The organism is Micromonospora sp. NPDC049044, from assembly GCF_040649215.1.
Lineage (GTDB): Bacteria > Actinomycetota > Actinomycetes > Mycobacteriales > Micromonosporaceae > Micromonospora.
On record NZ_JBEZFA010000011.1, the window covers coordinates 125,021 to 150,721 of the forward strand.

Here is a 25,701-nt window from a genome sequence, read left to right on the forward strand (position 1 = left end):
CGCATCCGAGGAGCATGTCGTGACGAGCGTGACCCAGGGCTGGGACAGGCTGAGTGACAGCAACCCGTTGCTCGGGTTCGTCGACGCCTGCCTGCGCGGGCCCGCGCAGGTCGTCCTGCAGAACAACCCGCTCACCGGCCTGCTCGTCCTCGTGGCGGTCGCCTGGGGGGCCTTCGAGAACGGGCAACCGCGGATCCTCGGGGGAGCGGTAGTGGGCCTCGTCGTCGGCACCGCCACGGCCGTCGCCCTGCGGGTCGACGAGCCCTCGTTACGCAAGGGACTGTTCGGCTTCAGCCCGTTCCTGACCGGCATCGCCGTCCCGACGTTCCTCGACGACCGACCGCTGATGTGGCTCTACCTGGTGCTCGGCGCGATCGCCACGACTGTGGTCACCCTCGCGCTGAACGCGATCTTCAAGACCTGGGGGCTCACCGCGTTCACCATGCCGTTCGTGCTGACCACCTGGGTCCTGCTGATGGCCGCCTACCAGTTCGACAGGTTCACAGTGCTCACCAAACTGAAGCCGATGTTCCCCGGCGAGGGGCAACTGACCGGGGGCCGCTTCAACTGGGACCTGATCCCCACCTTCCTGCGCGGGGTGTCCCAGGTCTACCTGATCGACAGCTGGGTCACCGGGTTGATCATCCTGGTCGCGTTGCTTGTCAACTCCCGCTGGTCGGCGCTCTTCGCGGTGATCGGTGCCGTCGGCGCGACACTGCTGGCGCTCTGGTTCGGCGCCGACGCGTCCTCCCTGGACAAGGGCCTGCTCGGCTTCAACGCGGTGCTGACAGCGATCGCCGTGGGCGCGGTGCTGCACCGACCCGGAGCGATGGTCACCCTCTACACGCTCTTCGGCATCGCGTTGACGCTGTTCGTCCAACTGGCCTTGGCGACTGTGCTCACCCCGCTGGGCATTCCGGTGCTGACCGGGCCGTTCAACATCGCCACCTGGCTGCTGCTGCTACCCAAGCGGCACTTCGCGCCGGTGCCCAACCACGAACGCGTCAAGGAGTCCATCCTCACCGAGGTGAGACGCACCGTCTGACGTACCGAGAGGAGAGGTGAGCTGCGATGCTCGCTCAGGAAGCGGTGAACTCGGGCGACACCGCCTGGGTGCTCGTCTGCGCCGGCCTGGTGTTGTTCATGACTCCCGGCCTGGCCGCCTTCTACGGCGGCATGGTCCGCACCCGCAACGTGCTCGCCATGCTCCAGCAGAACATGATCGCGCTGGGCGTGGTCAGCCTGACCTGGGTCCTGGTGGGCTACACCATCGCCTTCGGTGACGACGCCGGCACCGGCCTCTTCGGCAACCTCGAACTCTTCGGCCTGACCGACCTCAAGGTCCCGCCCGCGCCCCACCTGCACGTCATCGCCGGTCAGGTGACCATCCCGACCCTGGCGTTCGTCGCGTACCAGATGATGTTCGCGGTGATCACCCCCGCGCTCGTCACCGGGGCCACGGCGGGCCGGCTGAAGTTCGCCGGCTGGGTCGCGTTCCTGGCGATCTGGTCCATAGTGGTCTACGCGCCGGTCGCGCACTGGCTCTGGCACCCCGACGGTTGGCTGGCCAGGTTCGGCGCCCAGGACTGGGCCGGTGGCATGGTGGTGCACGCCTCGGCGGGCGCCGCCGTGCTGGGCACCCTGCTTGTCGTCGGACGCCGCCGGGGTTGGCCGCGCACCGCGTCCCCGCCCAACTCGATCCCGCTCACCATCCTCGGGGCGGGCATCCTCTGGTTCGGTTGGTTCGGCTTCAACGGCGGCGACGGACTCCAGGCCAACGGACTCGCCGCCCAGGCGCTGATCAACACCCATCTCGCTGCCGCCGCCGGAATGCTCGTCTGGCTGATCGCCGAGCGGGTGAAGGACGGCCACAGCACCGTCGTGGGCGGCGTCTCCGGTGCGGTAGCGGGGCTCGCGACGGTCACCCCCGCCGCCGGGTACGTCAACACGGTCTCCGCCATCGCCATCGGCGCGATCGCCGGATTCGTCTGCCACTTCGCGCTGCGGCTAAAGTACCTGCTCCGCCTCGACGACGCGCTGGACGTCCTCGCCGTCCACTTCGTCGGCGGCATGCTCGGCTCGCTGCTTGTCGGCTTCTTCGGCGACAGCGGCATCAATCCGCTCGGCAAGGATGGCCTGTTCTTCGGCGGCGGCGGATCCCTGCTGTGGCACCAGATCGTCGGCGTGGTCACCGTGGTGGCCTTCTCCTTCGTGCTCAGTTGGGCGATCGCCGCCGCGGTGCAGGCCGTACTCGGGCTGCGGGCCCCCGCCGACGTGCAGGACAACCTCGACCACGCCCAGCAGGACGCCGATGCCTACCACCTGGGCGGCGTGGCGGGCCTCAACGGCACCGGCGCACCGCAACGCCGCCAGCCCGGACCGGGACACGCCGCCGAGCGGCCCACCCGGCCGATCCAGAACGCCCGACTGGTCACCGCGACTGTCAACCCGACGCTGCTGCCGACGACCCGGGAGCTTCGCGACGCCCTGGTCGGCGCGGGAGCCACCTCCATCGTGCTCTCCGACGCGACGGTCTCCACCGCCGAACCGGCGGCCCGTTCGCTGCCCCGGGGTTACTGGCAGGACCAGGATCTCGTGGGCCGGGCCCGGGTCGAGGTGGTGGTGGAGCGCGAGGCGGTGTCCGCGGTGTTGGACGTGCTGGTTCGGTACGGCGCCGAGCGTCCGGAGTGCTTCGTGCAGGAGATCCAGCTCGCGACCGACGTGCGCTGAGATCAGGTCCGGGACCGTCCCGAGCGGAGCAGGAACGAGAGGGCGGCCAGGGCCAGCGTTCCCCACGCCGGCACCCACAGGGGCCGTTGCTGCGCGATCGTGCCGAGGCCACCACCGGCGGCGTAACAGGTAAGCGCCAACAGCCCGAGGAAGGCGCCCTGCCGGGCCCGCTTCCGGCCGGTGTCCGGACCGGCCAACCACCGACCGATGCGCTCACCGATCTTGTCCACCGTGCCGGACTGGTAGGTGATCGCGGTGGTGACCCCGGCGGTGCGGACGAACAGGGTCGCCAGCGCGCCCATGGCGAGACCGCCGGCAGCGGCAAGCGCGATTCGTTGCCATCCGCCCTGCCGGCCGTGGTGCAGCAGGGCGTTCAGCACCGCCCAGAGTGCGAGGGTGAGCACGGCGCTGCCGAGGCCCCGGAGAGCCGGCGACCACCGGCTGCGCGCCGCGCGTACCTGGGAGACCACGCCGGTCCCGGTGGCGAACGCGACAAGTGAGGCGGCGGACTCGGGCCAGGCGGCGTGCCGTCCGGCCAGGCCGATGCCGAGCAGGACGGCGTTGCCCGACTGGTTGGCGACGAACGCGCCGTAGCGCAGGAACGCGAAGGCGTCCACGAAGCCGGCGATCCCGGTGGTCACGGCGAGGACCAGCAGCGGGTGCCGAAACTCCCGGTACGCGTCCTGCGGGTCCGGGGGCCGTTCGGATGGTGAGTCGCCCATCGCGTTCCCCATCCTCCGCTAACGGCTCCGGACAAGACCGGCACACCGCATTTTACGGTCAGCCTGGTGCTTCAGTCCGTTTTCGCCAGCCCCCCGCCACCGGTGGCCGGACACCCTGGTCGCCCGACGGCGACGTCCGGTCGGGCCCAGGTCATAGGGTGGTCCCCGTGGCGACCCTTCTGCTTCTGCGACACGGCCGGACGACAGCGAACGCCGACGGCGGCCTGGCCGGCCGCCAGCCGGTCGAGTTGGACGACACCGGCCGGGCCCAGGCGACAGCGGTCGGCGAACGACTGCGCCGGGTGCCGCTCGCGGCGGTGGTGACCAGTCCGCTCATCCGGTGCCGGCAGACCCTGGAGCTGGCGCTGCCCGACACCGCCCCGCTCGTGGAGGAGGGGCTGATCGAGTGCGGCTACGGAGACTGGGAGGGGCAGCCACTGAAGAAGCTGGCGAAGGAGCCGCTCTGGCCGGTGGTCCAGCAGCACCCCAGCGCGGCGGTCTTCCCGAACGGCGAGGCGATGGCCGCGATGGCCGCGCGGGCGGTCGCGGCGGTACGCGCGTGGGATGCCCGGATCACCGCCGAGCACGGCCCGGAGGCGGTCTGGCTGGCCTGCAGCCACGGCGACGTGATCAAGGCGATAGTCGCCGACGCGCTCGGCGTACACCTTGATCTCTTTCAACGGATCGTGGCCGACCCGGCGTCGGTGACGGCGATCCGGTACACCCCGTTGCGGCCGTTCCTGCTCCGGCTCAACGACACCGGCGGTGACCTGGCCGCGCTGGCACCGCCGCCCCGCAAGCGTCGGCGGGCGACGCGGGCGGCGGCGAGCACTGCCGACTCCGACGCCCCGGTGGGCGGCGGCGCGGGGGCCGGCCGGTGAGCCGGCGTCCGCCGCGCCCGGGTGCCAGGACCGGTGCGCCGGGCGTGGCGGGGCGCACGGTGATTCGGGTCGGTGGGGTGCGCGGTGCCCTGGCGGGCCGGATAGGGTCGTGGGTATGACCCACCAGGTGCACGCGTTCGAACCGCCGGAGCGGTTCGTCGCCGGGACCGTCGGGCCGCCGGGGGAGCGCGCCTTCTTCCTGCAGGCCCGCGGCGGCGGTCGGCTGGTCAGTGTCGCGCTGGAGAAGGTCCAGGTGTCCCTGCTCGCCGAGAAGTTGGAAGAGCTGCTCACCGAGGCGCAGCGTCGCTTCGGGGTGGACCTGCCCGAGCTGGCGCCGGTGATCGGCGACAACGAGCCGCTCGACACGCCGGTCGACGAGGAGTTCCGAGTCGGCACCCTCGGGCTGGCCTTCGACGTGGACACCGCGACCGTGGTGATCGAGGCGATCGCCGCCGGCGAGGTGGAGCCCGAGGTCGAGCTGGGCGACGAGGACGACGAAGACCCCGACGACGACGATGTCGAGGACGACGAGCCGGACGAGGACCTCGACCGGCTCCGGGTGCGGCTCACCCCGCAGGCGACCCGCCAGTTCATCGAGCGGGCCCGGCGAGTGGTCAACGCGGGCCGGCCGCCGTGCCCGCTCTGCGGCCAACCGTTGGACCCCGCCGGGCACCTCTGCCCGCGGCACAACGGTTACCACCGGTGACCTCGTCCGGCCTCCAGCCTCGCCAGGACGGCGACGCGGCGCTGCGGCTGCTGCGTGACGGCACGCTCGACCTGGAGGGTCGGCTGGTCGACGCGTCGAACACGACGCTGCGCGGCATCCTGACCCTGGACGGGGTCACCGCCCGCTGCGTCTACAAGCCGGTGCGGGGCGAACGACCGCTCTGGGACTTCCCCGACGGCACCCTGGCCGGTCGGGAGGTCTCGGCGTACCTGGTCTCCGAGGCGACGGGCTGGGGCCTGGTGCCGCCCACAGTGCTGCGCGACGGGCCGTTCGGCCCCGGCTCCTGCCAGCTGTGGATCGACGAGCCGGAGGACGCCGAGGCGCTTGTCGGCTTCCTGCCGGCCGACGAGCTGCCGCCGCGCTGGTTCCCGATCGCCGCGGCCCGGGACGACGACGGCGCGGCGTACGTGTTGGCGCACGCCGAAGACCCACGACTGGCCCGCCTCGCGGTGCTCGACGCGGTGATCAACAACGCCGACCGCAAGGGTGGGCACGTGCTGGTCGGCCCGGACGACCGCATCTACGGCGTCGACCACGGGGTGAGCTTCCACGTGGAGGACAAGCTCCGTACGGTGCTCTGGGGTTGGGCCGGCCGACAGCTTCCCCCGGACGCGGTGGAGATGCTCGCCGGGCTCGCCGGGCAGATCACCGGAGCGCTCGGCGCGGAGCTTGCCGACCACCTGACGATCAGCGAGGTGGCCGAGCTGGCCGGCCGGGTCGACCGGTTGCGCGAGAGCGGCCGTTTCCCGCAGCCGCCGGAGGACTGGCCGGCGATGCCCTGGCCCCCCATGTGAGCTGCTGTCATCTTGATCACCCGTGGTGCGCTCCGGCGGCGTCGCCGGGCTGGCTAGGCTGGTCCCATGGAGTCTTGGGCGGGACACGAGGTGCCACGGCTGCCGGGCAAGGGCGAGCCGTTGGCGTTGTACGACTCGGCGCGGCAGGGCGTCCACCCGAGTGAGCCGGCCGACGCGGGAAGCATGTACGTCTGCGGCATCACCCCTTACGACGCCACACACCTCGGTCACGCCGCCACCATGATCACGTTCGACCTGGTGCAGCGGATGTGGCGCGACGCCGGCCGTCCGGTGCGCTACGTGCAGAACGTCACAGACATCGACGACCCGCTGCTGGAGCGGGCCGCCCGCGACGGCGAGGACTGGGTGGTCCTCGCGATGCGCGAGACCGCGCTGTTCCGGGAGGACATGGAGGCGCTGCGGATCATCCCGCCGGAGCACTACGTGGGTGCCGTCGAGTCGATCCCGGACATCGCCGACAAGGTCGCGGTGCTGGTCAAGGACGGCGCCGCGTACCGGCTCGACGACGGCACCGGCGACATCTACTTCGACATCTCCGCCACCGGCCGGTTCGGCTACGAGTCCAACCTCACCCGTGAGCAGATGCTGGAGATCTTCCCCGAGCGCGGCGGTGACCCCGACCGGGCCGGCAAGCGCGACCCACTGGACCCGGTGCTGTGGCGCGGGGCCCGCGAGGGCGAGCCGTCCTGGCCGGGCGGGGAGTTGGGGCCGGGCCGCCCGGGCTGGCACATCGAGTGCGCGGTGATCGCCATGAACCTCCTCGGTGACCGGATCGACGTGCAGGGCGGCGGCAACGACCTGCTGTTCCCGCACCACGAGGCGTCCGCCGCGCACGCCGAGCGGCTCACCGGTCAGGCCCCGTTCGCCGAGCACTACGTGCACGCCGGCATGATCGGCCTGGACGGCGAGAAGATGTCCAAGTCCCGCGGCAACCTGGTCTTCGTGTCCCGGCTGCGCGCCGACAAGGTCGACCCGATGGCGATCCGGCTGGCGCTGATCTCCGAGCACTACCGCAGCGACCGCACCTGGACCGACGACCTGCTCACCGCCGCCCAGGAGCGCCTGGCCCGCTGGCGGCGGGCCGCCGCCGCGCCGGCCGGGCCGTCCGGGGCCGAGCTGCTGGCCGGGGTACGCGAACGCCTGGCCGACGACCTGGACACCCCGGGCGCCCTGGCCGTGGCCGACCGCTGGGCCGACGCGACCCTGGCGGGCACCACGGATGACCCCGAAGCGCCCGCCCTCTTCGCGAAGACGGTAGACGCCCTCCTGGGCATCCGCCTCTAGCCCACCCGACAACCCACCCCGCTCGCCCCCGCTTGCGTCGATCATGGACTTCTGGTGCCCGATACACGGTGCTTTGTACCTTTCGCGAGGCACCACAACCCCATGATCGACCGGGTCCCGCCCTTCCTGCGGACGGCCCCGCGCCGCGCGTTCCGGCTCAGTCCAGAACCAGGCAGGGGGTTGGGGCGGGCCGGCACGGCGCGGACGAACGGGCTATGGAATGAACGTCACCTCGGGAAAGGAGCGGCTCGGGCCGCTCAGGAGACGGCCGCCCCGGTGCCGCAAGTGCAGGTCGAAGAACGCCAGCGGGTACGCCTGCCCGATCCGCACCGCGCGGGCGGGGTCGAGATTCCCGATCCAGCTGACGAGTTCCTCGTCGCTCATCCCGATGACCCGTGCCAGTTGTGGAATCAGCCACTGGTTGTCCCCGTAGGACGAGTGGACAGCTTCGGCGGCTTGGATGTTGAGCCGCCATCCGCGTAGGTGGGTGAAGAACTCGGCGACGGCGGGCTCCGCGGCCTGGGTGAACGCCGCCGTCATCAGCATGAACGGCCGGTACAGGTCGGTGGTGGGCAGCGGCTGCGACAGCATCGGGCCGTCGATGCTCAGTCCCGCTCGGATCCGCCGGTCGGTGGCCATGGTCAGGGCCGTCGCGGTGCCGCCCTTCGACCAACCGAACATGCCGATTCGGCTTAGGTCGAGGGCGGTGCCCAGCCCGGCCGGCAGCGGTGCGTGGTCGACGTCGGGGTTGCCCCCGGCGGCGAGGTCGGCGATCTGGTCGAGGACGAACCGGACGTCGCGGGTATAGGTCCATGGGGTGGCGTGGTGGCTGTTCTCCTGGACGGTTACCCGGCCGTCGGGGAACTCGCCGAACCCGTCGTAGGTGTGGTCCACCGTGACCACCACATAGCCGTGGCTGGCCAGTTCCTGGACAACGATTGTGGTGTCCGAACGGTGGCTGCCGGCGCCGTGCGAGTACAGCACCACCGGCAGCCGTCGGCGCGGGCGCAACACCGGGGCGCCCTCGTGGCCGGCGGTCAGTGGTGCCAGCGCGGCGTCGGGGTCGAAGCCGGCGGAGCCCAGCAGCGTGCGCATCGAGGCGGCGGTCATCCACGGGGCGAGCGGGTGTCGCCGCACGTCCCGGGCGGGGTACCAGAGGCTGACCATCAACTCCCGGTACCGTCCCGGCCCGGCCAGCGGGTCCGGCTGTGACCGGTCGACCAGGTGCAGCGGCACCGTCCCCACGCGGTACGGCCCGGTCGGCGCGGGCAGGGAGAGCCGGACCAAGCCCGGATCGGTGGCGGCTGCCGTGGCGCGACCGGCGATGCCAAGCGGCACGCTGATCCCGGTCGCCAGTGCCGCTCCGACAAGGCCGCGGCGCGTCATTCCCCGTCCACCCATCGGCTGCACGGTTTCCATTTGTCCTCCCCTTGGGTTTCTCGACGCCGCAACGGAGCGCTCCGGCCATCGATATCATCGCAGTGTATACACTGAGGGTGTAGTTGTATCGGTGTCAGCGCTCTTCGATGATGAAGACTTCAGCGCTCTGCTGCTGGAGACACCAGGCCTGCCGTGTCTGGGCGTGACAGACCCCGTGTTGCACGGGATCCGGTCCGCGCACGTCGGCTGGCCGTCGGTCACCGGTCACCGGTCGGCGATCGGCGCCGTCTCGGCATGTTCGACCTGCTGAATGAGTTCCTTGAGGTGGGCGATCTCGTCGCGCAGGGCTGCCTCACCGGTAGCGGTGAGAGTCACCCAGGTGCGTGGGCGCTTGCCCTCGTAGCCCTTCTCGATCTGGATCAGCTCGGCCTTCTCCAGGACGTTCAGGTGCTGCCCGAGGTTGCCCGCGGTCAGCTGCAGGGTGGTGCGCAGGAAGCCGAACTCGACCTGGCGGGCCTGGTGAGCGATGGCCAGGATGCCCAAGCGGACGCGCTGGTGGACCACGTCGTCGAGGCCGTTGGTGGGATGGTCGGTCATCGCCCCGGAACCTCGGTGGTCGGCCGGAACAGGGCGAAGGCGGCACTGCCGAGCAGCAGCAGCGCCGCCGGGACGAGCAGGTACGGCAGGAAGAACCACGGCGAGGTCGAGTGGATGACCTGGCCGCCCTGCACCATCACGATCGCCAGGTAGACGAGGCTGTACGCCAGCAGCGCCCAGTTGCGTTCGACCCACGCGAGCACCAGCAGCGCCAACGCGATTACCGCTATGGGACTGGCCAGCCCGTTGACGAGCCACGCCGCTGGCCCGACCTCGATCGCGGCCGGATCGGTGGAGAAGGGATCGGCGGGGACGGGGACGAGCGGGTGGAGCCTCAGCCAGATCGACACGGCCGTCATCAGAACGGCCAACGCGACGCCGACGACGACGTAGGGGCGGATCGGGGTGCCCACGCCGCGCCGTCGGGACTGTCGTACGTAGAAGCCTGCGATCGCCGCGTAGGAGAGCACCAGCGCGACCGTCCAGTATCCGAGCTCCGTCGGGTTGGGTGCCATGCAGACCGTGTGCTGCGGGCTGGATCGGCAGGTGTCGAACAGGTCGACGTAGGGGGCGTACCGGTAGACGGGTATCGCGATCAGGGTGATCACCGCGAAGACCAGCAGCGGAAACCAGGTGCCGCGCTGGGCGACACGGACCTGGCGGGTCAGGTCGCGCACGGCCGCCAACAGCTCGTGAGGCCCATCCGCCTGTGGAACGGATTCGTGTGTCATGAAGTTAGCTTTGCATTACAGACCTATCCGTGCAAGAGAGTCTGACCGCATTTCACGGGCCGTGCCAACTGTGACCGCGCCGCCCACCGCGAACGCAAACCAGGTGGGACGCGGGTTCAACAGGCGGACTGGGGCACCGACTACCCAGCCGTCCTCAACCGCGTCGTGGCGCTGGACTGGCTCCGCGCCATGCCCCGACGGACATGATCGGCGAGCCGGAACCTAGCCCAGAACCAGGCCGGGGTCGGGATCGGCCTCGGGGGTGGGGGCAGGAATCTGGTACTCCTCGGTGAGGGTGGTCATCGGGCCGGGCCAGGTGGCCTGCGCGACCTCGATGGGCTTGCGGTGACTGTCGTACGCGACGTGCAGCAGGTGCAGCACCGGGGTATCGGGCCGGATCTGGAGGGTTTCGGCCTCTTCCCGGCTGGGTTGGCGGGCGCTGATCGTGTCGGTGGCCGAGACGTACCGCCGCCCGGTTGCCTCCTCGGCCTCCTGGTAGAGCGGCCGGCCGAACGCCTCGGCGCGCTCAAGCGAGGTGCCTGCGGTGTCGCGGGGCAGGAACCAGGAGGCGCCCACCTCGACGGGGGAGTCGTCGGTGCGCACGAGGTGTCGGCGGCAGAGCAGCTCGGTGCCGTCCGGTGCGCCGAACGCGTCGGCGACCTCGGCGGGAGCGGGAGCGCGCCCGACCGAGACGAGTTGCTGGCGGTACCGGGCGGCCAGGTCGGTGTGGTAGCCGCGGAAGCCGCCGTACCGGCCTCGGGAGAGCCTGTTGAGTCGGCGTCGGGTGCCCCGGACGTACGTACCGGAGCCGGGTTTGGTGATCAGGATGCCCTCGACGCGGAGCTGGTCGACGGCGCGTTGCACCGTCTGTTTGGCGACGCCGAACATCTCGGCGATGGCCGGGATGGATGGCAGCCGTTCGCCGGGCCCCCAGTCGCCCCGGCGGACCTGGGCCTTGAGCTGCGCGGCGATCTGTCGGTGCGGGAACTCGGCGGCCCCGGGATTGATCTGCACACCCGCCTCCTTGATCACATCTAGGTTCCTAGGATGCCCTAGCGGGTGTGACGGCGCTACCCGTGACACGCGAAAAAACGGGCCCCCGGACCACAAAGGTCCGAGGGCCCGCGACGAACAGTGCTACCAGGAGCCGGCGGTGGGGCCGGCCGAACCGCCCCGACGGCGCAGGTACTTCTCGAACTCCTGAGCGATCTCGTCACCGGTCAGCGGGGTGATGCCCTCGTCGCCGACCCGTTCCTCCAGCTCGCGGACGTACTCGCCGAGCTCGGCGTCCTGCTCGGCGGCGCTGCGCACCCGCTGCTCCCACTCGGCGGACTCCTCGGCCAGGTCGGCCATCGGCACCGGCAGGTCGACGACCTCCTCCACCCGGTGCAGCAGGGCGAGGGTGGCCTTGGGGCAGGGCGGGTTGTTGGCGTAGTGCGGCACGTGCACCCAGAACGAGACGGCATCCACGTCGGCGCGGGTGCAGGCGTCGTGGAGCACGCCGACGATCCCGGTCGGCCCGTCGTAGCGGGTGGGGGTGAGCTGGTAGCGCTCGGCGGCCTGCGCGTCCGAGGCGCTGCCGCTGATCGGCAACGGCCGAGTGTACGGAACGTCGGCGAGCAACGCGCCGAGCAGCACCACCCGTTCCACCTCCAGGCTGTGGCAGATCTCCAGCACCTGCTCGCAGAACGTCCGCCAGCGCATGCTCGGCTCGATGCCGCGGATCAGCACCACGTCACGGTCGGTGCCCTCCGGGCTGGCCACCATGAACCGGGTCGTCGGCCACTCCACCCGACGGGTCTCCCCATCGGCCATCGTGATGGTGGGCCGGCTGACCTGGAAGTCGTAGAAGTCCTCCGGATCCAGCTCGGCGATCTGCCGGGCGTTCCAGACCTGCTCAAGGTGCTCCACCGCGGCGGTGGACGCGTCAGCGGCGTCATTCCAGCCCTCGAACGCGGCGATGGCCACCGGGGACCGCAGCACCGGCAGTCCGTCGAACTCGGTCACGCCGTCACCTCACCCTGCTCGTCGCGGCCGGCGCCGGGATGGCGCCCGGTCGTCATACCGTGGGGCACAGCGGCGTCCCTGTTGTCCTTCACGTCCGTCAGCCTACGTCCCGGGCGGAGGTACGGCCTGTCGGCCGCGCCGGTCTGCCGCTTCCAGGCCCGGTCATACCCGAACGGACCGGACAGCGTGATCCCGCTGACACAATCTGGGATCAGGTGCCGAGGGTGGGTGAGCAGGACGGCTGCCGCACTAACCTGGACGCGTGCGGACTTCGTTGCTGGATGCGCTGGCTGGCCGGATTCTCATCGCCGACGGGGCGATGGGCACGATGCTGCAGGCCGCGGACCTCACACTCGAGGACTTCGACGGCCTCGAAGGGTGCAACGAGATCCTCAACGTCACCCGTCCCGACGTGGTGCGCGGGGTGCACGACGCCTACCTGGCCGCCGGCGCGGACTGCGTGGAGACGAACACCTTCGGCGCCAACCTCGCCAACCTCGCCGAGTACGACATCCCGCACCGCATCCGGGAGTTGTCCGAGGCGGGCGCCCGGATCGCCCGGGAGGCCGCCGACGCGGCCAGCACCCCGCAGCGGCCCCGGTTCGTGCTCGGCTCGATCGGGCCGGGCACCAAGCTGCCCACCCTCGGGCACGCCCCCTACTCGACGCTGCGCGACGCGTACCAGGAGAACGCCGCGGGTCTGATCGTCGGTGGCGCGGACGCGTTGATCATCGAGACGTGCCAGGACCTGCTCCAGGTCAAGGCGGCGGTGGTCGGGTCGAAGCGGGCGATGGCCGAGCTGGGCCGGTCGGTGCCGATCATCTGTCACGTGGCCGTGGAGACCACCGGCACCATGCTGGTCGGCAGCGAGATCGGTGCGGCCCTGGCGGCGATCGAGCCGCTGGGCGTGGACCTGATCGGGCTCAACTGCTCGACCGGTCCGGCCGAGATGAGCGAGCACCTGCGGTATCTGTCGCAGCACTCCCGCATCCCGCTGTCGGTGATGCCGAACGCCGGCCTGCCGGTGCTGACCGCCGACGGGGCGCATTTCCCGCTGACTCCCGTGGAGCTGGCCGAGGCCCTGGAGCGGTTCATCACCGAGTACGGCGTGGGGCTTGTCGGGGGCTGCTGCGGCACCACCCCGGAGCACATCCAGGTGCTGGCCGAGCGGCTGCACGGCGTCACCGCCCCGGCCCGCGAGCCCCGGCACGAGGCGGGTGTCTCGTCGGTCTACCACCCGGTGCCGTTCGCCCAGGACGCGTCGGTGCTGATGGTGGGGGAGCGCACCAACGCCAACGGCTCCAAGGCGTTCCGGGAGGCGATGCTCGCCGGCGACTGGCGGGCCTGCGTGGAGATCGCCCGCAGTCAGGCCCGCGACGGCTCGCACCTGCTCGACCTGTGCGTCGACTACGTCGGCCGCGACGGCACGCAGGACATGCGGGAGCTGGCCGGGCGGTTCGCCACCGCGTCGACGCTGCCGATCATGCTGGACTCCACCGAGCCGGCCGTGGTCGAGGCGGGGCTGGAGATGCTCGGTGGGCGGTGCGTGGTCAACTCGGTGAACTTCGAGGACGGTGACGGCCCCGACTCCCGGTACGCGCGGGTGATGCCGATCGTCCGTGAGCACGGCGCTGCGGTGGTGGCGCTGCTCATCGACGAGGAGGGGCAGGCACGTACCCAGGAGTGGAAGGTGCGGGTCGCGGCGCGGCTGATCGACGACCTGACCGGCCGGTGGGGGATGGACCGCGCGGACATCCTGATCGACGCGTTGACGTTCCCGATCGCCACCGGTCAGGAGGAGACCCGCCGCGACGGCATCGAGACGATCGAGGCGATCCGGGAGATCTCCACCCGCTACCCGGGGGTCAACTTCACACTGGGCATCTCGAACATCTCGTTCGGGCTCAACCCGGCGGCCCGCCAGGTGCTCAACTCGGTGTTCCTGCACGAGTGTGTGCAGGCCGGCCTGACCTCGGCCATCGTGCACGCCAGCAAGATCCTGCCGATGTCGAAGATCCCCGACGAGCAGCGCGAGGTCGCCCTGGACCTGGTCTACGACCGGCGCCGCGAGGGGTACGACCCGGTGCAGCGCTTCCTGGAGCTGTTCGAGGGCGTCGACGTGACGAGCGCCCGGGCCAGCCGCGCCCAGGAGTTGGCCGCGCTGCCGCTTGACGAGCGGCTCAAGCGGCGCATCATCGACGGCGAGCGCAACGGCCTGGAGGCCGACCTGGACGAGGCGATGGCCGGCGGCCGGTCCCCGCTGTCGATCATCAACGACATCCTGCTGGACGGCATGAAGGTGGTCGGTGAGCTGTTCGGCTCCGGCCAGATGCAGTTGCCGTTCGTGCTCCAGTCCGCCGAGGTGATGAAGACCGCTGTGGCGTACCTGGAGCCGCACATGGAGACCACCGAGGACGGCGGCAAGGGTCGCATCGTGCTCGCCACGGTGCGCGGTGACGTGCACGACATCGGCAAGAACCTTGTCGACATCATCCTGTCCAACAACGGCTACGAGGTGGTGAACATCGGCATCAAGCAGCCGATCAACGCCATCCTGGACGCCGCCGAGCAGCACCGCGCCGACGCGATCGGCATGTCCGGGCTGCTGGTCAAGAGCACAGTCATCATGAAGGAAAACCTGGCCGAGATGGCCACCCGCGGGGTCGCGGAGCGCTGGCCGGTCCTGCTGGGCGGGGCGGCGCTCACCCGCGCGTACGTCGAGGACGACCTGCGGTCGATGTTCCCGGGCCAGGTGCACTACGCGCGGGACGCGTTCGAGGGGCTGTCCCTGATGGACAAGGTGATGACCGCCAAGCGGGGTGGCGCGCCGGTGATCGACCCGGAGCGGGAGGCTGCCCTCGCGGAGCGGCGGGCCCGTCGGGAGCGGCAGCGGACGATGGTCACCGAGTCGCTGCCGGAGCTGCACGACTCCTCGACCCGCTCCAATGTGGCAGTCGACGTGGAGGTGCCCACTCCGCCGTTCTTCGGCACCCGGGTGGTCAAGGGCGTGCCGATGGCCGAGTACGCGGCGTTGCTCGACGAGCGGGCCACGTTCCGCGGGCAGTGGGGGCTCAACGGCGCCCGGGGCGGCAACGGACCGTCCTACGACGAGCTTGTGGAGACCGAAGGTCGGCCGCGGCTGCGGTACTGGTTGGACCGGCTGATCGCCGACCAGGTCCTTGAGGCAGCCGTGGTGTACGGCTACTTCCCCGCGTACTCCGAAGGCAATGACCTGGTGGTGCTCGACGAGAACGGGCACGCGGAGCGCGCCCGGTTCTCCTTCCCCCGCCAGCGCCAGGAGCGGCGGCTCTGCCTGGCGGACTTCTTCAGGCCCAAGGGCGACCAGCTCGACGTGGTCGCGCTGCAACTGGTCACCGTCGGGCAACCCGTCAGCGAGTACGCGGCGAAGCTGTTCGCCCGCAACGAGTACCGCGACTACCTGGAGGTGCACGGGCTGTCCGTGCAGCTCACCGAGGCGCTCGCCGAGTACTGGCACCGGCGCATCCGCGCCGAGCTGACCCTGCCCGACGGCCGCCCGTTGAGCATCGACGACCCTGTGGACCTGGCCGGCATTCTGCGCAACGACTACCGGGGCTGCCGGTACGCGTTCGGCTACCCGGCCTGCCCGGACCTGGAGGACCGGGCGAAGATCGTGGACCTGCTCGGGTCGGAGCGGATCGGCGTGGAGTTGTCCGAGGAGTTCCAGTTGATGCCGGAGCAGGCCACCGACGCGATAGTGGTCCACCACCCGGAGGCCAGTTACTTCAACGCCAAGTGACGGGCGCAGGTGCACTGACCTGCACCCGAGGTCGTCCCGAAGGCCGCTGAGCCGTGATCATGCCGTCTCCCGCAGGACGTGCATGGCGTTGCGACGGTCGTCGGGGATGTCGGCGGCCCGGATCGCAGGCTTCCAGACTCCGGGTTGAACTTCGAGCGACCGAGCGGCAGGCCCGTCAGCGGTGGCCAGGTAGAGAACACGGAGGGCCGGAGTTGGGCGCAGGCGGGTTCTCGATACGTGGTGGTATCCGGGTCGTTCCGAAGGTGGGGGGCGGCGTTCGCGCCGACTCTGGCTGGCCGATGGCGAGGCTGCGGGCTGAGCGGGACTCCATCGCGCTACGGGAGATCTGGGCCGGAGTTCTGGTGGTCACCGCCGACAATTTGATCGCAATCCGACGATGGCGAAAAGTCGGGTTGGAGTTCGAGGCTGCTGATCGCGATGAGCTGTGGATGTTTCGGACGCTCGATCTTGACCGCTTGATCGGCCGCCTGGCGGAGCTTGGATGGATCGTCGAACGGTAGCGGCATCACATCGAGGACGCTCGTGCTCTGCGCTGCCTAGCTCCCCGCCGAGAGGGCCGCTACAGAAAGTATCGATCAACACGATTCCCAAGCTGACAGTGTCGAGGGCAGACTGTCGGCGGACCGGTGGCAGAGCCGGGTTATTGCAGCGCTGAGATGCCGGGTGCCGTGCACGCGCGGCGGCTCGAAGGCGTGTGGGGCCGCTGGCGTGCCATGCCCCACCGGGGGTTCGAATCCCCTCCGGTCCGCTCGCACTCTCCCAGCACAGTTGGGTGACTACCTGGGTGACGATCGGGACGAACGCCCGCGGACTGTCCCGGACGCTGGGGACTGTTCTGGCAGCTCAGTGGCTTTGAAGGCGCAGGTGAGCGCCCCGCGTTGGTTGCCCGGGGGTCAAGTGGTCGGGTGGAGAGGGCGGGCAGGACGGTCGTGTGGCAGTGATCAATCCCGCGGGCTGGTGCGAGGCCAGAAAAGCCGCCGTCCGTTCCGCATGGTCTGAGGTCATGGAGAGACTTCATGTGGGTGGCTCGGTTGCTGGTGCAGGCCGAGCGCACCGCACCGGCCGAGATCACGCACCGGCCTGTCGCCCGGGACATCCTTGCCGAGGTTGCCCGCGACCCGACCACGATCGCCAAGCTCGCTGCCACCTTTCGGGGTCGGCTGAGCAGCGCTACACGCGGATGAGGAGTGCAGCAGTGAAGTGCAGCAACCTCCCGTGGCTCGATCTCCTTGTCGTACTCGCCAATACGATCTTCTACCTGGAGCGTCCGGTACGGCAGGCAGACCTGCACATGATCGCCAAGCAGGTGGGGCTGGTGCTGCGACAGCACGGCTTCAAACGGTCGCGTGGATGTTCATGGTCACCGCGATCTGGCTGTGCCGCTGGGTCCGCATCATGACCCGGGGCTGAACGTCGAGGGCCGCCAGCAGGGTGGCGCAGGTGCGCCGGGTGTGCACGGAGGTCTCCCGAACGCCGGTCTTGCGGCAGCGGGTCTTGAACTCCCGGTGGAAGTTCCTCGGCTCGATCGGCGTACCGAGGCGGATGGTGAAGACCAAGTCGCTGTTCCGCCAGGGCCGGCGGTGTCGCCCTGCTCGCCGAACCGCGCCGAAGTAGAGCGACCCATGGCGCCGGTACAGCCCTCCGCTGACCGGCTGCGGCTCGCGGCCTGCGTACCCGGCCCTCAGCAACTGCCTGGCCGACAGTCCATAGGTCAAGGTGGTGGCTCAGTGAAAGATGCCCAGGCCTGCGATCGCGTCGAGGGCTATGACCAAGTCGGCGACGCCGAACGACGCCACGCCGAAGAGCCAGAGGCGGTAGGACGACAGCCGAATCCACCAAGGCTGGTGGTCGCCGAGGCGGAGACGGCCTGCGGCGTGGGGAGGGACTTCAAGGCCTTGCGCAAGGCCCAGTTGTCGCTCGATCCGCTCCGCTAGCCGGCTGTCGCTCATTTCAAGGTGGCGGTGCTTGGCCATCAGTTGTGCCGACAGCAGGGCGAGAATAGCGCCCAGGACGGCCGAGACCGCTTGAGCAGGGGTTGAGCCGCCCGCCTGTAGGGCAATCGTGAGGAGGAAGGCCTGGGCCGCGGTAGCCAACGCGGGGACTTGCCACATCATCGTGTCGAGGGATGTGCGGCGGGCGCCGACCACGGCGTAGGCCGCCATGAGGACCTCTTCGGATACCTGATCCTCGGCCTGGGTAGCTGGTGGGCCTGGCGTCATGGCGCCATGGTCCCAACCGCTCGCAACAGCCGGGAGGTAGAGCCGCCGGCGGAAAGCTGTCGACAGCAATGCTGACAGCATCCCCACCGGACGGTAGCGCGCCCGCAGGTGCGGAGACGGACGGGCAATCCGAGCTGACGACCGCCGCCGGACAAGGACGGACCTGCCGCACAGAACTTACACAAGCGAGGGTCGCGAGCCCGAGGAGCCCCAAGATCATGCCGTTTGCGGGCCGTCACAGGCGGACCGGGAGCAAGGGAACGTTGACCACCGATCACCAATGAGCGGGCAGCTCAGGCGGCATCTTGTCCGTGTTGATCGTCTACGCTCTCACCTTCGATCAATACAACGCCAAGTGACGGGCGCAGGTGCACTGCCACCTGTGGACGACACATCACTGTGGCAGGCGAGGTCGTGGTCGAGCCCAAGGGCACCGGACGACAACCGATGACAGCAGACGACGCAGCGTAGCTGCGTTCGGCACGAAGCGGCGAGGCTGAGGGGTGAGGTGAGCCTCGCTGTCGTGGCAGCATGCGGCGGTGACCTTTGATGATGACCGGTACCTCGATGCCTTCGTCGACTACAGCAGGGGGCATCATTTCGTTCGGCTTGACGTCGAAGTGCCAGCGGAGACTCTGACGCAAGGGCTGGCCGGTCCCGATGACGACGTGCCACACGGCTCGTTGTGGTTGTCGGCGGACCGGGCGGAGGCGCTGGCTAGGTCGTTGCTCAGTTGCGCGGCAGAGGTGAGGGAGCAGAGCCGTCAGCTTTGATCGACTACGCCCTCACCGTTGACCAATACCACGCCAGGTAACGCCCTCAGGTGCTGTCACCCGTACCCGAGGGCGTCCGGCTCAGCCGGCGGGTCGGTAGGGGATCCTGATCGAGTGGATAACCAGGATCTTGATGAGCTGGTTCGGGCCGGCCGGAACATCCAAGCGCTTGTCCTGATCCGTGAGCAGCGCGGGTGCGGCTTGCGGGAAGCGGTTGACCTGCTCGATGGCCATCACAAGCGACTGAAGGCCGAGCAGCAGGACCAGCGGTCAGCGGCGGACGGCCCCGGTTTGCCCGACGAGTCACCACACCGTCGTCGACCGTGGCTCCCGAATGCGGCCTCGGGGCATCGCGGGCCGCCCGTCGCCGGTCAGGGGCAGGATGAGACGACGGTCTAGGCAGTGGGCTGCGCTGGCCGGATGAACCGGCGATCGTGGTCACTGACTGTGGCCCTCGGGCCGGCGGCGCGCAGGACGACGTCGAGCACCAGGTCGGGATCGGCCTCGTAGGCTCCGCTGGCCCAGGCCGCGTTCGGCTCGATGACGGCCCAGCCGCCGTCGATGGTCCCCACGTCGACCACGATGGCGGTGGGAAGTGTGTGACCGAATCCGGCCGCCAGGTCCGCGCCGAAGGCGAGCGCGTCGGCAGGTGCCGGGCCGAGGCGCAGCCGGCCGTGCTCGGCGTACTGGCTTGCGGCGTGGACGGCGCCGTCGAGCAGGTGCAGCCGGTACTCGGTGGTGAAGTCGACGATGTCGCTGACGAGGACGGGAGTTTGTCGGTCGACGGCGTCGGGTCCTGGCAGGCGGGAACCGTCGGTGTAGATCATGGCCCGGATGGTCTTGTCGTTGGGTGACTTGATGAATGCGGGTCGACGGAGTTCGTAGGCGTCGTCGATCGTGACAACTGTGATGTCCCGGCGCGTGACGTCCCGGGGCAGCCCGGCGAGCCAGCCGGGTGGGGCCTCCAGCGGGGCGATCCCGAGCAGCGGGGCGACGGCGTCGGCGAAGGTCGGCCCGGCGTGCAGGTGGTCGGCTCGCATGCCGGTGGGCACCGTGAAGGTGGGCAGCTGCACGGTGGCCAGCCCGCGTCGATGGGCGGTGTCGCGCAACCGCTGGGCCGATGCGGTCAGTCGCGGTGGCAGGACGAGCGTCACGGACGAGGATCCTGCCGTACCGGTCGGCGCTGTCACAGTCGTTATCCGTAGCTGTCGCCGCTGCTGAGGTTGGCCCTGTTCGCGTGCGAGGATCTGTGGCCATGGGTCTGGCTGACGCTCTCGCTGGGTGGACCGACGTGGACGGCGCCCAGTACGAGTTGGGCAGGGCTGTGGGCCTGTTTACGGATCGCACGTTCTTGCAGGTCAAGTGGGTGTTCTGGTCGGACGACCCGGTCGGTGCGGCGCTCTTCGACATGCTGCACGCGTTGGTGCGGGCGGGCGTTCTGGAGTATCGCGACGAGCCCGACCACCAGTTTCGGTGGAAGACGGCGGCACCGCCGGGCGGCGTGCCGGCCGACCGGGCTTGACACTCGCCGTCAAGTACTTGACGATAGGCGTCAAGTAGCGAAAGGGCCGGCATGTCGCCAACTCACCAGGAACTGACCGAGCAGCTCATCCGGTTGATCGATATCCGTCTGCTGGACCCGCTCGAAATCCTTCTCGACGGCCACGACGCCATCGACCCGCTACGCGCCGTCGTCCGGGAGCGGGCCCGATCCTGGGCCACCACACTCGTCGGCGGCGACGACCGGGCCGCCGTCGGCGTGGTCATGCGCGCGATCTCCACCCTCTACCCGGAGGACGGACCGTTCGACCCACCCCTCGACTGGTGGCGCAGCCCGCTCGGCCAGACCGTCGCGCGACGGGTCGGCCACCCGACTGCCGAATCCGTGTCGTACGCGGTGGCCGGCGCCATGCTCGGCATCACCCGCCAGGGCGTCCACGACCTGGTCTCCCGCGACAAGCTCGCCCGCCATCCCGAAGGCGGCGTGCGCTCCGCCTCCGTACGCGACCGACTGCTCAAGGAAGGAACCCGACGTGGCTGAGACCATCATCGACTCCGGGGCCGTGCCCATCGCGATCCGCGACTTCGGCGGACCCGGACAACCGCTGCTGCTCCTGCACGGCGCCGGTGGCAACCTCGCCCAGATGACCACCCTCGCCGAGCACCTGCGCCCGACCCGCCGGGTGGTCACCGTCGACCTGCGCGGTCACGGCCGGTCCGGAGACGGCCGGTGGCGCTGGGACGACGTACTGGCCGACCTGGCCGCCGTCACCGACCACCTCGGCCTCACCACCCCAGCGGTGGTCGGCGTCTCCCTCGGCGGCATGCTCGCCACCCTCTGGGCGCAGCGTCACCCGGAGTGCCCCGGTGCCGTCAGCCTCGACGGCAATCCGCCGTTGAACCGTCCGGACCAGGTCGCCGGGCTGGATCCGGAGCAGGCCGAGACCGAGCTGGCCAAGCTGCGGGCCGTCTTCGACGGGATGGCCGCGATGCTTGCCGAACCGCTGACCGCCGAGCAGGTGGCCGCCATGCTTGCGGGTCAGCGAGCCATGGCCCAGCGCTACGGCGCCGCACCCGACGACTGGGTGGCTGCCTTCGCACGCAACCTGGTGCCCGGCGACGACGGCCGCAGCCGGCTGCGGCCCGGTCCGGCCCTCACCCGGCAGCTCCGCGATGCCATGGACTCCCTTGACCTGATGCCCGCCTACCGCGACGTCCGCTGCCCGCTGTTGCTCGTTCTCGCCACCGAGGACCTGCCCGAACAACAGCCGTTCCGCGACCTGTACGAGGCGTATCGCACGGTCACCGCCGAACGGCTCGCCACTGTGGACAACCCGTCCCTACGGGTGCGGCAGCTCGCCGGCGCCAGCCACGCGATGGTCGCCGAACGCCCTCAGGAGCTCGCCACCCTCATCACCGACTTCCTCAACGCTCACGCCTGAGGCGGCCCGCGGCGGCCCACCTCCTCGGGCACGTGCCGGTACGGCAGAGACGCGGCGCGGGTCAGGCCCGGATTTCGGCGACCATCGTGTCCGCGTTCTCGAACGACTCGACGGTGCGGAACCCTTCGGCGGCGTAGAGCCCGGCGGCGAAGTTCGCCCGCTCCACACTCAGCGACACCCGCCGGATGCCTTCGGCGCGGGCGGCGTCCAGGGTGGCGCGCAACAGCGTCCGGCCCACACCCCGGCCGCGCCACGACTGCACCACGCCGATGGTCAGCTCCGGCACGTCGTCGCTCACGTACCCGTAACCTGGGTCAGCGGCCGTCAGGTGCCGCAGCCAGGCCGCGCCGACCGGTTGCCCGGCCGGCTCCACCGCGACCACCCCGATGTCGTCCGGCCGCATCCACCCGGTGACATAGTGGGCCAGCGCGGGGTCGGCCAGGATGCGCTCGCGCGACCAGTTCCGTTCCGGCAGCCAGTTGATGGCCTCCACCAGCATGTCGGTGAGGAACGCGAGGTCGCTCGGCGTGGCGGCGCGAAGATCAACGTGATGCACCGCCACACCCTGCCACAGGACCAGGACCGATGGGTGCCGGCCAGGTGAGGCCGAACATCGCGAGGAGTCGCGTGAAGGTGGGCGTCACCAGCCGCCAGGAGCATTGGCGGGGGTCGGTCCAGAAGTCACTGGCTACCACCCTCGGGTCGGCGACCACCGGCCCTGGGCCAGCAGGGTGACAAGCGTCGTGGGCAGGGGAAGCCCGCGGGACCGTCCAATCCGGCGGATGAGGTCTCTCGCGCATCGTCACCTCGTAGCGTCAGTCACCGGCAGGGCCACAGGGTACGCATGTCTCGAAGGGATCGCGGCCACCGCGACCGCACCCGGAACAGGGGGAACCAGCATGGCGATCAAGCGGATGGACAACGTCCTCATCGTGGTCGAGGACCTGGACGCCGTCATCGCGTTCTTCGTCGAGCTCGGCATGGAGTTGGAGGGCAGGGGGCCGGTCGAGGGGCGGTGGGTGGAGCGCGTCGTCGGCGTCGACGGCGTGCGCCAGGAGGTCGCGATGCTGCGGACCCCGGACGGTCACGGCAAGGTCGAGCTGGCCGTGTTCCACACGCCGAAGGCGGTCCGCCACGACCCGCAGGACGCGGCGGCGAACACCCTCGGCATTCGCCGGATCATGTTCGCCGTCGACGACGTCGAGGACACGATCGCCCGGCTGCGCCGCCACGGGGCGGAACTGGTAGGTGAGGTGCAGCGATACGAGGACATCTTTCTGCTCTGCTACGTCCGTGGCCCCGAGGGCATCATCGTCGGGCTGGCCGAGGAGCTTCGCTGAGAGCGGTCGCGTCATGCTCGGGAGCCAGCAGACGCGGCGACGTCGCGGCCGCACGGGCCACCGCTGCTAGGACAGCGCCCGTCCGCCGCCGTCGTTAGGCTCCCGGCATGTTCCGGACGGCTCGACCTGACGACTTCGCGCAGATCATCCGCCTCTACCGACAGTTGAACCCGGACGATCCGGTGCTCGACGACGGCTCCGACGAGGCGGCCTTCGCGCAGATCCTCGGCACACCAGGGCTGAGTCTCTTCGTCCTCGATGTGGACGGGGTAGTCGTCGCCACGACGTACCTCAACCTGATCCCCAACATCAGCCGGTCCGCGTCGCCCTACGCCGTCATCGAGAACGTCGTGGTCGAGGAGTCGCGGCGCGGCACCGGGCTGGGTCGCGAGATCATGGCCGCCACGCTCCAGGCCGCCTGGGACGCGGGCTGCTACAAGGCGATGCTGATGACCGGGTCGCGTAACCCCGCGACGCACGGCTTCTACCGCGCCTGCGGGTTCTCGGCCGACGTCAAGACCGCGTACCTCGCCCGACCACCGGCATCGCAGGGCTAGCTAGGCACTGCGCGGACCGCCGGCCACGGCGTCGACGACGGATCGCAGCTTCGACGTGAGGGTGGCCGGCTCAGGCGTCCCGGCTGCGCAGTTGCCACGCGGCGAACCACCGGGTGCTTGCCATGCTCACGTACCTCGGCACCTAGCCCGGGGCGAGGGCGGTCGAGCCGCGCGGATGCGCGTTCACGACCGTCGAGGCCGCGAGGGTGAGCACGTTGGTCTCGTCGTCGAACTGGGCACTGATATCGATCGCGGCGATCTGCCCGAGGTCGGACACGTGCGTACCACCGCAGGGCATGACAGCGGGTGGAGAGATGTCGCACCGCCAGAGCCGGTCCGCGGTGAAGTGGTCCGAACTACCGGTCACGGTCACGCCCGCCTGGGACGCCAGCCAGGTCGCGAGTATGTCGTTGGCGCGCCGAACGTACGCGTCGAGTTCGGCGATGAATGCCGGATGGTTGAACCCCCTCTTTCGGAGGGACTTTCCCAACCGGTACCGGTCGATGCTCCCATCGACATGGTGTCGGCTGTCCAGGAGCGCCGCCGCGTCGAAGTTCCTGTTCCCTCTGGAGTCACGGAGAGCGTCTTTGGTCCACAACTCGTCGAGGCACTCGTTGACCGCGAAGGCGACCAGATGGCAGCCGGTGTGCGCCGCACTCAGCGCGGCCCGGCGTACGGCGTCGACCTCGAGCGAAACGACCTGCCCGACCCATCCGGCGATGTCGGCGTCCACGGTGTTCACGATGTGCCCGACAGCGAGAATCCGGTCCGGGTCACCGCGGCGCGCGGACACCTCGGGCCCGATCCGCACCTCACCGGTCGCCGACTCGACCGAGAGGATCTGGGTGTCCACGACCGGGACCGCCGTCGATCCGAACGAGATCAGACCATGGTCGGCGGGCTGATCCGGCCACGTGTGGTCCACCGGATGGAACGGGGTGCGGTCGGTCACGACCACCCGGCTCGGGTCACCGGCCGCCGCGTACGGCAGCACGGCGAGGACACGCCCATATCCTTCGGTCTGCCCGCGTGGGTAGCCGATTCGCGTCTCGCTGATCTCGCACACCCGGCCAGCCTGACACTCCGGAAGAGCAAGATCCATACATGGCCGAGGTGGCTGAGCGTAGGATTCTCTTACGCTCGATCCGCGCCGGCCGCACCACCGCCGCCTGTCGTCGGGAAGGTCTCGCGTAGCGCGGAGTCCAGTGACCGGCCGGTTGTCGGCTCGACGAACAGGTCAGCGAGGAGCAGGTCGGCGAGGTGGGTGGGGTTGATGCCCGACTCCTTGCCTCCGAGGCCCTGCAACGCGCCGCCGAGTCGCAGGGCGGCCCGTGCCGCACCGGCCGGTAGTCGGCCCACCCGGCGGCGGCGGCCGACCGCCGCCGCGATGCGCCCGATCATCTCGTGCCAGGTGAGGTTCTCGTCGGCGACCGGGATGTCCGCGCCGCTGGCCTGCTCCAACGCGTCCGCCGTGACCTCCGCCACGCTGCGCGCCGAGGCCGCGGCACTCCCGCCGGTCGGCGCTACCAGCGGGGTACGGGAGCGGGCCCACCGGTCCAGCGGCCCCGCCCAGTTCGGCAACCGGTCACCGGCCCGGCCGAAGACGAAGGGCAGTTCGAGGACGGCGACCGGCAGTTCCGCACCGGCGGCGGCCCGTCCCTCCCGGGCCTGTTCGATCCGGCACCTGATGTACGTGTGCCGCTCGCCGAGCCGCCACTGTGGGTGCAACCGGTCGAAGTAGGTGTAGTACGACCCCATCACCACCGCGCGGGTGAGGCCCTCGGTCCGGGCGGCGGTGCACAGGCGTACCACCGGTTCGACGTTGTCGCGGCGGAACTCCGGATAGATCGGTCTGGGCAACGACCGTTGCTCGTCGGTGCGGGTGGCGTACACGACCCCGTCGTGACCGGCGAGCATCGGCCGCAGCTGCTCGATCGAGGCGGACCCGACATCGAGCAGGTGATCCACCCCCGGCCGGGCGGTACGCGCCACAGTGGTGGTGGCGTGGCCGCGCTCGCGCAGCACCTCGACCACGTGAGCGCCGATCAGACCACTGCCACCCACCACGAGGATTCGCACGGTGCATCGTCCACTCCGGAACCCGGCGCTTGTCAAGCCATCGGGTACGGTCGGTGACGGGTGCCTGACCGCGGAACGTGCCGCGTCGTGCCTGAGAAGCCTTCACAGATCCGGGGTG

General features: G+C 70.1%; 28 protein-coding genes and 1 tRNA gene. 16 read left to right on the plus strand and 13 right to left on the minus strand.

All coding sequences use genetic code 11. The features are described 5' to 3' along the window. Positions 1-19 precede the first annotated feature (19 nt). Both yut and AB0B85_RS12005 read left to right on the plus strand, forming a co-directional pair. Entirely contained in the window at positions 20-1,045 is a 1,026-nt protein-coding gene (yut, locus tag AB0B85_RS12000) for an urea transporter (RefSeq protein WP_357406312.1), read from the plus strand. 26 nt (positions 1,046-1,071) lie between these two features. Then, positions 1,072-2,730, plus strand: a complete 1,659-nt coding sequence (locus tag AB0B85_RS12005) for an ammonium transporter (RefSeq protein ID WP_357406314.1) — start codon at positions 1,072-1,074, stop codon at positions 2,728-2,730. A gap of 2 nt (positions 2,731-2,732) precedes the next feature. Here the strand turns inward: AB0B85_RS12005 and AB0B85_RS12010 are convergent, their stop codons facing one another. Then, positions 2,733-3,452 (minus strand): YoaK family protein, encoded by a 720-nt coding sequence (locus AB0B85_RS12010; RefSeq protein ID WP_357406316.1) that lies wholly within the window; start codon positions 3,450-3,452, stop codon positions 2,733-2,735. A gap of 158 nt (positions 3,453-3,610) precedes the next feature. Between AB0B85_RS12010 and AB0B85_RS12015 the strand changes: the two genes are divergently transcribed. The 4 genes from AB0B85_RS12015 to mshC all read left to right on the plus strand — a co-directional run bounded on the left by AB0B85_RS12015 (position 3,611) and on the right by mshC (position 7,159). Then, on the plus strand, positions 3,611-4,333 hold the full coding sequence (locus AB0B85_RS12015; protein ID WP_357406318.1) for an MSMEG_4193 family putative phosphomutase: 723 nt from the start codon (positions 3,611-3,613) through the stop codon (positions 4,331-4,333). Positions 4,334-4,448: 115 nt separating this feature from the next. Next, entirely contained in the window at positions 4,449-5,039 is a 591-nt protein-coding gene (locus AB0B85_RS12020) for a DUF3090 domain-containing protein (RefSeq protein ID WP_357254163.1), read from the plus strand. Further along, positions 5,036-5,854 (plus strand): SCO1664 family protein, encoded by an 819-nt coding sequence (locus tag AB0B85_RS12025; RefSeq protein WP_357406320.1) that lies wholly within the window; start codon positions 5,036-5,038, stop codon positions 5,852-5,854. The genes AB0B85_RS12020 and AB0B85_RS12025 overlap by 4 nt, the downstream gene beginning before the upstream one ends. 66 nt (positions 5,855-5,920) lie before the next feature. Continuing rightward, a complete protein-coding gene (mshC, locus tag AB0B85_RS12030; protein WP_357406322.1) occupies positions 5,921-7,159 on the plus strand; it encodes a cysteine--1-D-myo-inosityl 2-amino-2-deoxy-alpha-D-glucopyranoside ligase in 1,239 nt (412 codons plus the stop codon). Positions 7,160-7,372: 213 nt separating this feature from the next. On the opposite strand, the gene AB0B85_RS12035 is transcribed toward mshC, so the two are convergent. The 5 genes from AB0B85_RS12035 to AB0B85_RS12055 form a co-directional block, all read right to left on the minus strand. Then, positions 7,373-8,578: an acetylhydrolase gene (locus AB0B85_RS12035; RefSeq protein ID WP_357406324.1), complete on the minus strand. Its 1,206-nt coding sequence runs from the start codon at positions 8,576-8,578 to the stop codon at positions 7,373-7,375. Between the two features lie 225 nt (positions 8,579-8,803). After that, positions 8,804-9,136 carry a transcriptional regulator gene (locus AB0B85_RS12040; RefSeq protein ID WP_357406326.1) on the minus strand — a complete coding sequence of 111 codons (333 nt, stop codon included), beginning with the start codon at positions 9,134-9,136 and terminating at the stop codon, positions 8,804-8,806. After that, positions 9,133-9,867 (minus strand): hypothetical protein, encoded by a 735-nt coding sequence (locus AB0B85_RS12045; RefSeq protein ID WP_357406328.1) that lies wholly within the window; start codon positions 9,865-9,867, stop codon positions 9,133-9,135. Before AB0B85_RS12045 ends, AB0B85_RS12040 begins: the two co-directional genes overlap by 4 nt. 222 nt (positions 9,868-10,089) lie before the next feature. Continuing rightward, entirely contained in the window at positions 10,090-10,881 is a 792-nt protein-coding gene (locus AB0B85_RS12050) for a GntR family transcriptional regulator (protein WP_357406330.1), read from the minus strand. Between the two features lie 123 nt (positions 10,882-11,004). Next, a complete protein-coding gene (locus AB0B85_RS12055) occupies positions 11,005-11,874 on the minus strand; it encodes a PAC2 family protein (RefSeq protein WP_357254177.1) in 870 nt (289 codons plus the stop codon). Positions 11,875-12,136: 262 nt separating this feature from the next. On the opposite strand from AB0B85_RS12055, the gene metH reads away from it, so the two are divergent. From metH to AB0B85_RS12075, 4 genes are all read left to right on the plus strand, one after another. Beyond that, positions 12,137-15,652 carry a methionine synthase gene (gene metH, locus AB0B85_RS12060; RefSeq protein ID WP_357406332.1) on the plus strand — a complete coding sequence of 1,172 codons (3,516 nt, stop codon included), beginning with the start codon at positions 12,137-12,139 and terminating at the stop codon, positions 15,650-15,652. Between the two features lie 362 nt (positions 15,653-16,014). Beyond that, positions 16,015-16,173, plus strand: coding sequence for a hypothetical protein (locus AB0B85_RS12065; RefSeq protein ID WP_357406334.1), 159 nt, complete (start codon positions 16,015-16,017; stop codon positions 16,171-16,173). A gap of 120 nt (positions 16,174-16,293) precedes the next feature. Then, positions 16,294-16,421: transfer RNA gene (locus tag AB0B85_RS12070), tRNA-OTHER, on the plus strand. A gap of 268 nt (positions 16,422-16,689) precedes the next feature. Further along, entirely contained in the window at positions 16,690-16,857 is a 168-nt protein-coding gene (locus AB0B85_RS12075) for a hypothetical protein (protein ID WP_357406336.1), read from the plus strand. A gap of 150 nt (positions 16,858-17,007) precedes the next feature. Here AB0B85_RS12075 and AB0B85_RS12080 read toward each other — a convergent pair whose 3' ends face one another. Next, complete coding sequence (locus tag AB0B85_RS12080) at positions 17,008-17,229, minus strand: hypothetical protein (protein ID WP_357406338.1); 222 nt, start codon at positions 17,227-17,229, stop codon at positions 17,008-17,010. Between the two features lie 168 nt (positions 17,230-17,397). Beyond that, positions 17,398-17,973 carry a hypothetical protein gene (locus tag AB0B85_RS12085; RefSeq protein ID WP_357406339.1) on the minus strand — a complete coding sequence of 192 codons (576 nt, stop codon included), beginning with the start codon at positions 17,971-17,973 and terminating at the stop codon, positions 17,398-17,400. 458 nt (positions 17,974-18,431) lie between these two features. Here AB0B85_RS12085 and AB0B85_RS12090 point away from each other — a divergent pair, with 458 nt between their 5' ends. Further along, positions 18,432-18,665: a hypothetical protein gene (locus AB0B85_RS12090; RefSeq protein WP_357406341.1), complete on the plus strand. Its 234-nt coding sequence runs from the start codon at positions 18,432-18,434 to the stop codon at positions 18,663-18,665. Between the two features lie 81 nt (positions 18,666-18,746). On the opposite strand, the gene AB0B85_RS12095 is transcribed toward AB0B85_RS12090, so the two are convergent. Both AB0B85_RS12095 and AB0B85_RS12100 read right to left on the minus strand, forming a co-directional pair. Next, entirely contained in the window at positions 18,747-18,899 is a 153-nt protein-coding gene (locus AB0B85_RS12095) for a hypothetical protein (RefSeq protein ID WP_357406343.1), read from the minus strand. Positions 18,900-19,060: 161 nt separating this feature from the next. Next, positions 19,061-19,819, minus strand: a complete 759-nt coding sequence (locus AB0B85_RS12100) for an ATP-grasp domain-containing protein (RefSeq protein ID WP_357406345.1) — start codon at positions 19,817-19,819, stop codon at positions 19,061-19,063. A gap of 101 nt (positions 19,820-19,920) precedes the next feature. Here AB0B85_RS12100 and AB0B85_RS12105 point away from each other — a divergent pair, with 101 nt between their 5' ends. Genes AB0B85_RS12105 through AB0B85_RS12115 form a run of 3 tightly spaced genes read left to right on the plus strand, consistent with a single transcriptional unit; the run spans position 19,921 to position 21,607 of the window. Beyond that, a complete protein-coding gene (locus AB0B85_RS12105; protein ID WP_357406347.1) occupies positions 19,921-20,187 on the plus strand; it encodes a hypothetical protein in 267 nt (88 codons plus the stop codon). A 51-nt stretch (positions 20,188-20,238) separates the two neighbouring features. Further along, entirely contained in the window at positions 20,239-20,706 is a 468-nt protein-coding gene (locus tag AB0B85_RS12110) for a hypothetical protein (RefSeq protein WP_357406349.1), read from the plus strand. Continuing rightward, the gene (locus AB0B85_RS12115) at positions 20,699-21,607 is read left to right on the plus strand and encodes an alpha/beta hydrolase (protein ID WP_357406350.1); all 909 of its coding nucleotides are present in this window, start codon (positions 20,699-20,701) and stop codon (positions 21,605-21,607) included. Before AB0B85_RS12110 ends, AB0B85_RS12115 begins: the two co-directional genes overlap by 8 nt. Positions 21,608-21,668: 61 nt before the next feature. On the opposite strand, the gene AB0B85_RS12120 is transcribed toward AB0B85_RS12115, so the two are convergent. Next, positions 21,669-22,163 carry a GNAT family N-acetyltransferase gene (locus AB0B85_RS12120; RefSeq protein WP_357406352.1) on the minus strand — a complete coding sequence of 165 codons (495 nt, stop codon included), beginning with the start codon at positions 22,161-22,163 and terminating at the stop codon, positions 21,669-21,671. Positions 22,164-22,506: 343 nt separating this feature from the next. Between AB0B85_RS12120 and AB0B85_RS12125 the strand changes: the two genes are divergently transcribed. Further along, positions 22,507-22,947 carry a VOC family protein gene (locus AB0B85_RS12125; RefSeq protein ID WP_357406354.1) on the plus strand — a complete coding sequence of 147 codons (441 nt, stop codon included), beginning with the start codon at positions 22,507-22,509 and terminating at the stop codon, positions 22,945-22,947. A gap of 107 nt (positions 22,948-23,054) precedes the next feature. Continuing rightward, positions 23,055-23,504 (plus strand): GNAT family N-acetyltransferase, encoded by a 450-nt coding sequence (locus AB0B85_RS12130; RefSeq protein WP_357406356.1) that lies wholly within the window; start codon positions 23,055-23,057, stop codon positions 23,502-23,504. Positions 23,505-23,646: 142 nt separating this feature from the next. Here the strand turns inward: AB0B85_RS12130 and AB0B85_RS12135 are convergent, their stop codons facing one another. Further along, a complete protein-coding gene (locus tag AB0B85_RS12135) occupies positions 23,647-24,570 on the minus strand; it encodes a hypothetical protein (RefSeq protein ID WP_357406358.1) in 924 nt (307 codons plus the stop codon). Between the two features lie 68 nt (positions 24,571-24,638). After that, positions 24,639-25,583: an NAD(P)-dependent oxidoreductase gene (locus AB0B85_RS12140; RefSeq protein WP_357406360.1), complete on the minus strand. Its 945-nt coding sequence runs from the start codon at positions 25,581-25,583 to the stop codon at positions 24,639-24,641. Between the last annotated feature and the right edge of the window lie 118 nt (positions 25,584-25,701).

Coding starts and splice junctions, on each gene's coding strand:
- AB0B85_RS12010 (WP_357406316.1), bottom strand. CDS start 3,452: ATGGGCGACTCACCATCCGAACGGCCCCCGGACCCGCAGGACGCGTAC.
- AB0B85_RS12105 (WP_357406347.1), top strand. CDS start 19,921: ATGGGTCTGGCTGACGCTCTCGCTGGGTGGACCGACGTGGACGGCGCC.
- AB0B85_RS12020 (WP_357254163.1), top strand. CDS start 4,449: ATGACCCACCAGGTGCACGCGTTCGAACCGCCGGAGCGGTTCGTCGCC.
- AB0B85_RS12095 (WP_357406343.1), bottom strand. CDS start 18,899: ATGGCCATCGAGCAGGTCAACCGCTTCCCGCAAGCCGCACCCGCGCTG.
- AB0B85_RS12035 (WP_357406324.1), bottom strand. CDS start 8,578: ATGGAAACCGTGCAGCCGATGGGTGGACGGGGAATGACGCGCCGCGGC.
- AB0B85_RS12130 (WP_357406356.1), top strand. CDS start 23,055: ATGTTCCGGACGGCTCGACCTGACGACTTCGCGCAGATCATCCGCCTC.
- AB0B85_RS12045 (WP_357406328.1), bottom strand. CDS start 9,867: ATGACACACGAATCCGTTCCACAGGCGGATGGGCCTCACGAGCTGTTG.
- AB0B85_RS12075 (WP_357406336.1), top strand. CDS start 16,690: ATGTGGGTGGCTCGGTTGCTGGTGCAGGCCGAGCGCACCGCACCGGCC.
- AB0B85_RS12125 (WP_357406354.1), top strand. CDS start 22,507: ATGGCGATCAAGCGGATGGACAACGTCCTCATCGTGGTCGAGGACCTG.
- AB0B85_RS12085 (WP_357406339.1), bottom strand. CDS start 17,973: ATGCTGTCAGCATTGCTGTCGACAGCTTTCCGCCGGCGGCTCTACCTC.
- AB0B85_RS12110 (WP_357406349.1), top strand. CDS start 20,239: ATGTCGCCAACTCACCAGGAACTGACCGAGCAGCTCATCCGGTTGATC.
- AB0B85_RS12040 (WP_357406326.1), bottom strand. CDS start 9,136: ATGACCGACCATCCCACCAACGGCCTCGACGACGTGGTCCACCAGCGC.
- AB0B85_RS12005 (WP_357406314.1), top strand. CDS start 1,072: ATGCTCGCTCAGGAAGCGGTGAACTCGGGCGACACCGCCTGGGTGCTC.
- mshC (WP_357406322.1), top strand. CDS start 5,921: ATGGAGTCTTGGGCGGGACACGAGGTGCCACGGCTGCCGGGCAAGGGC.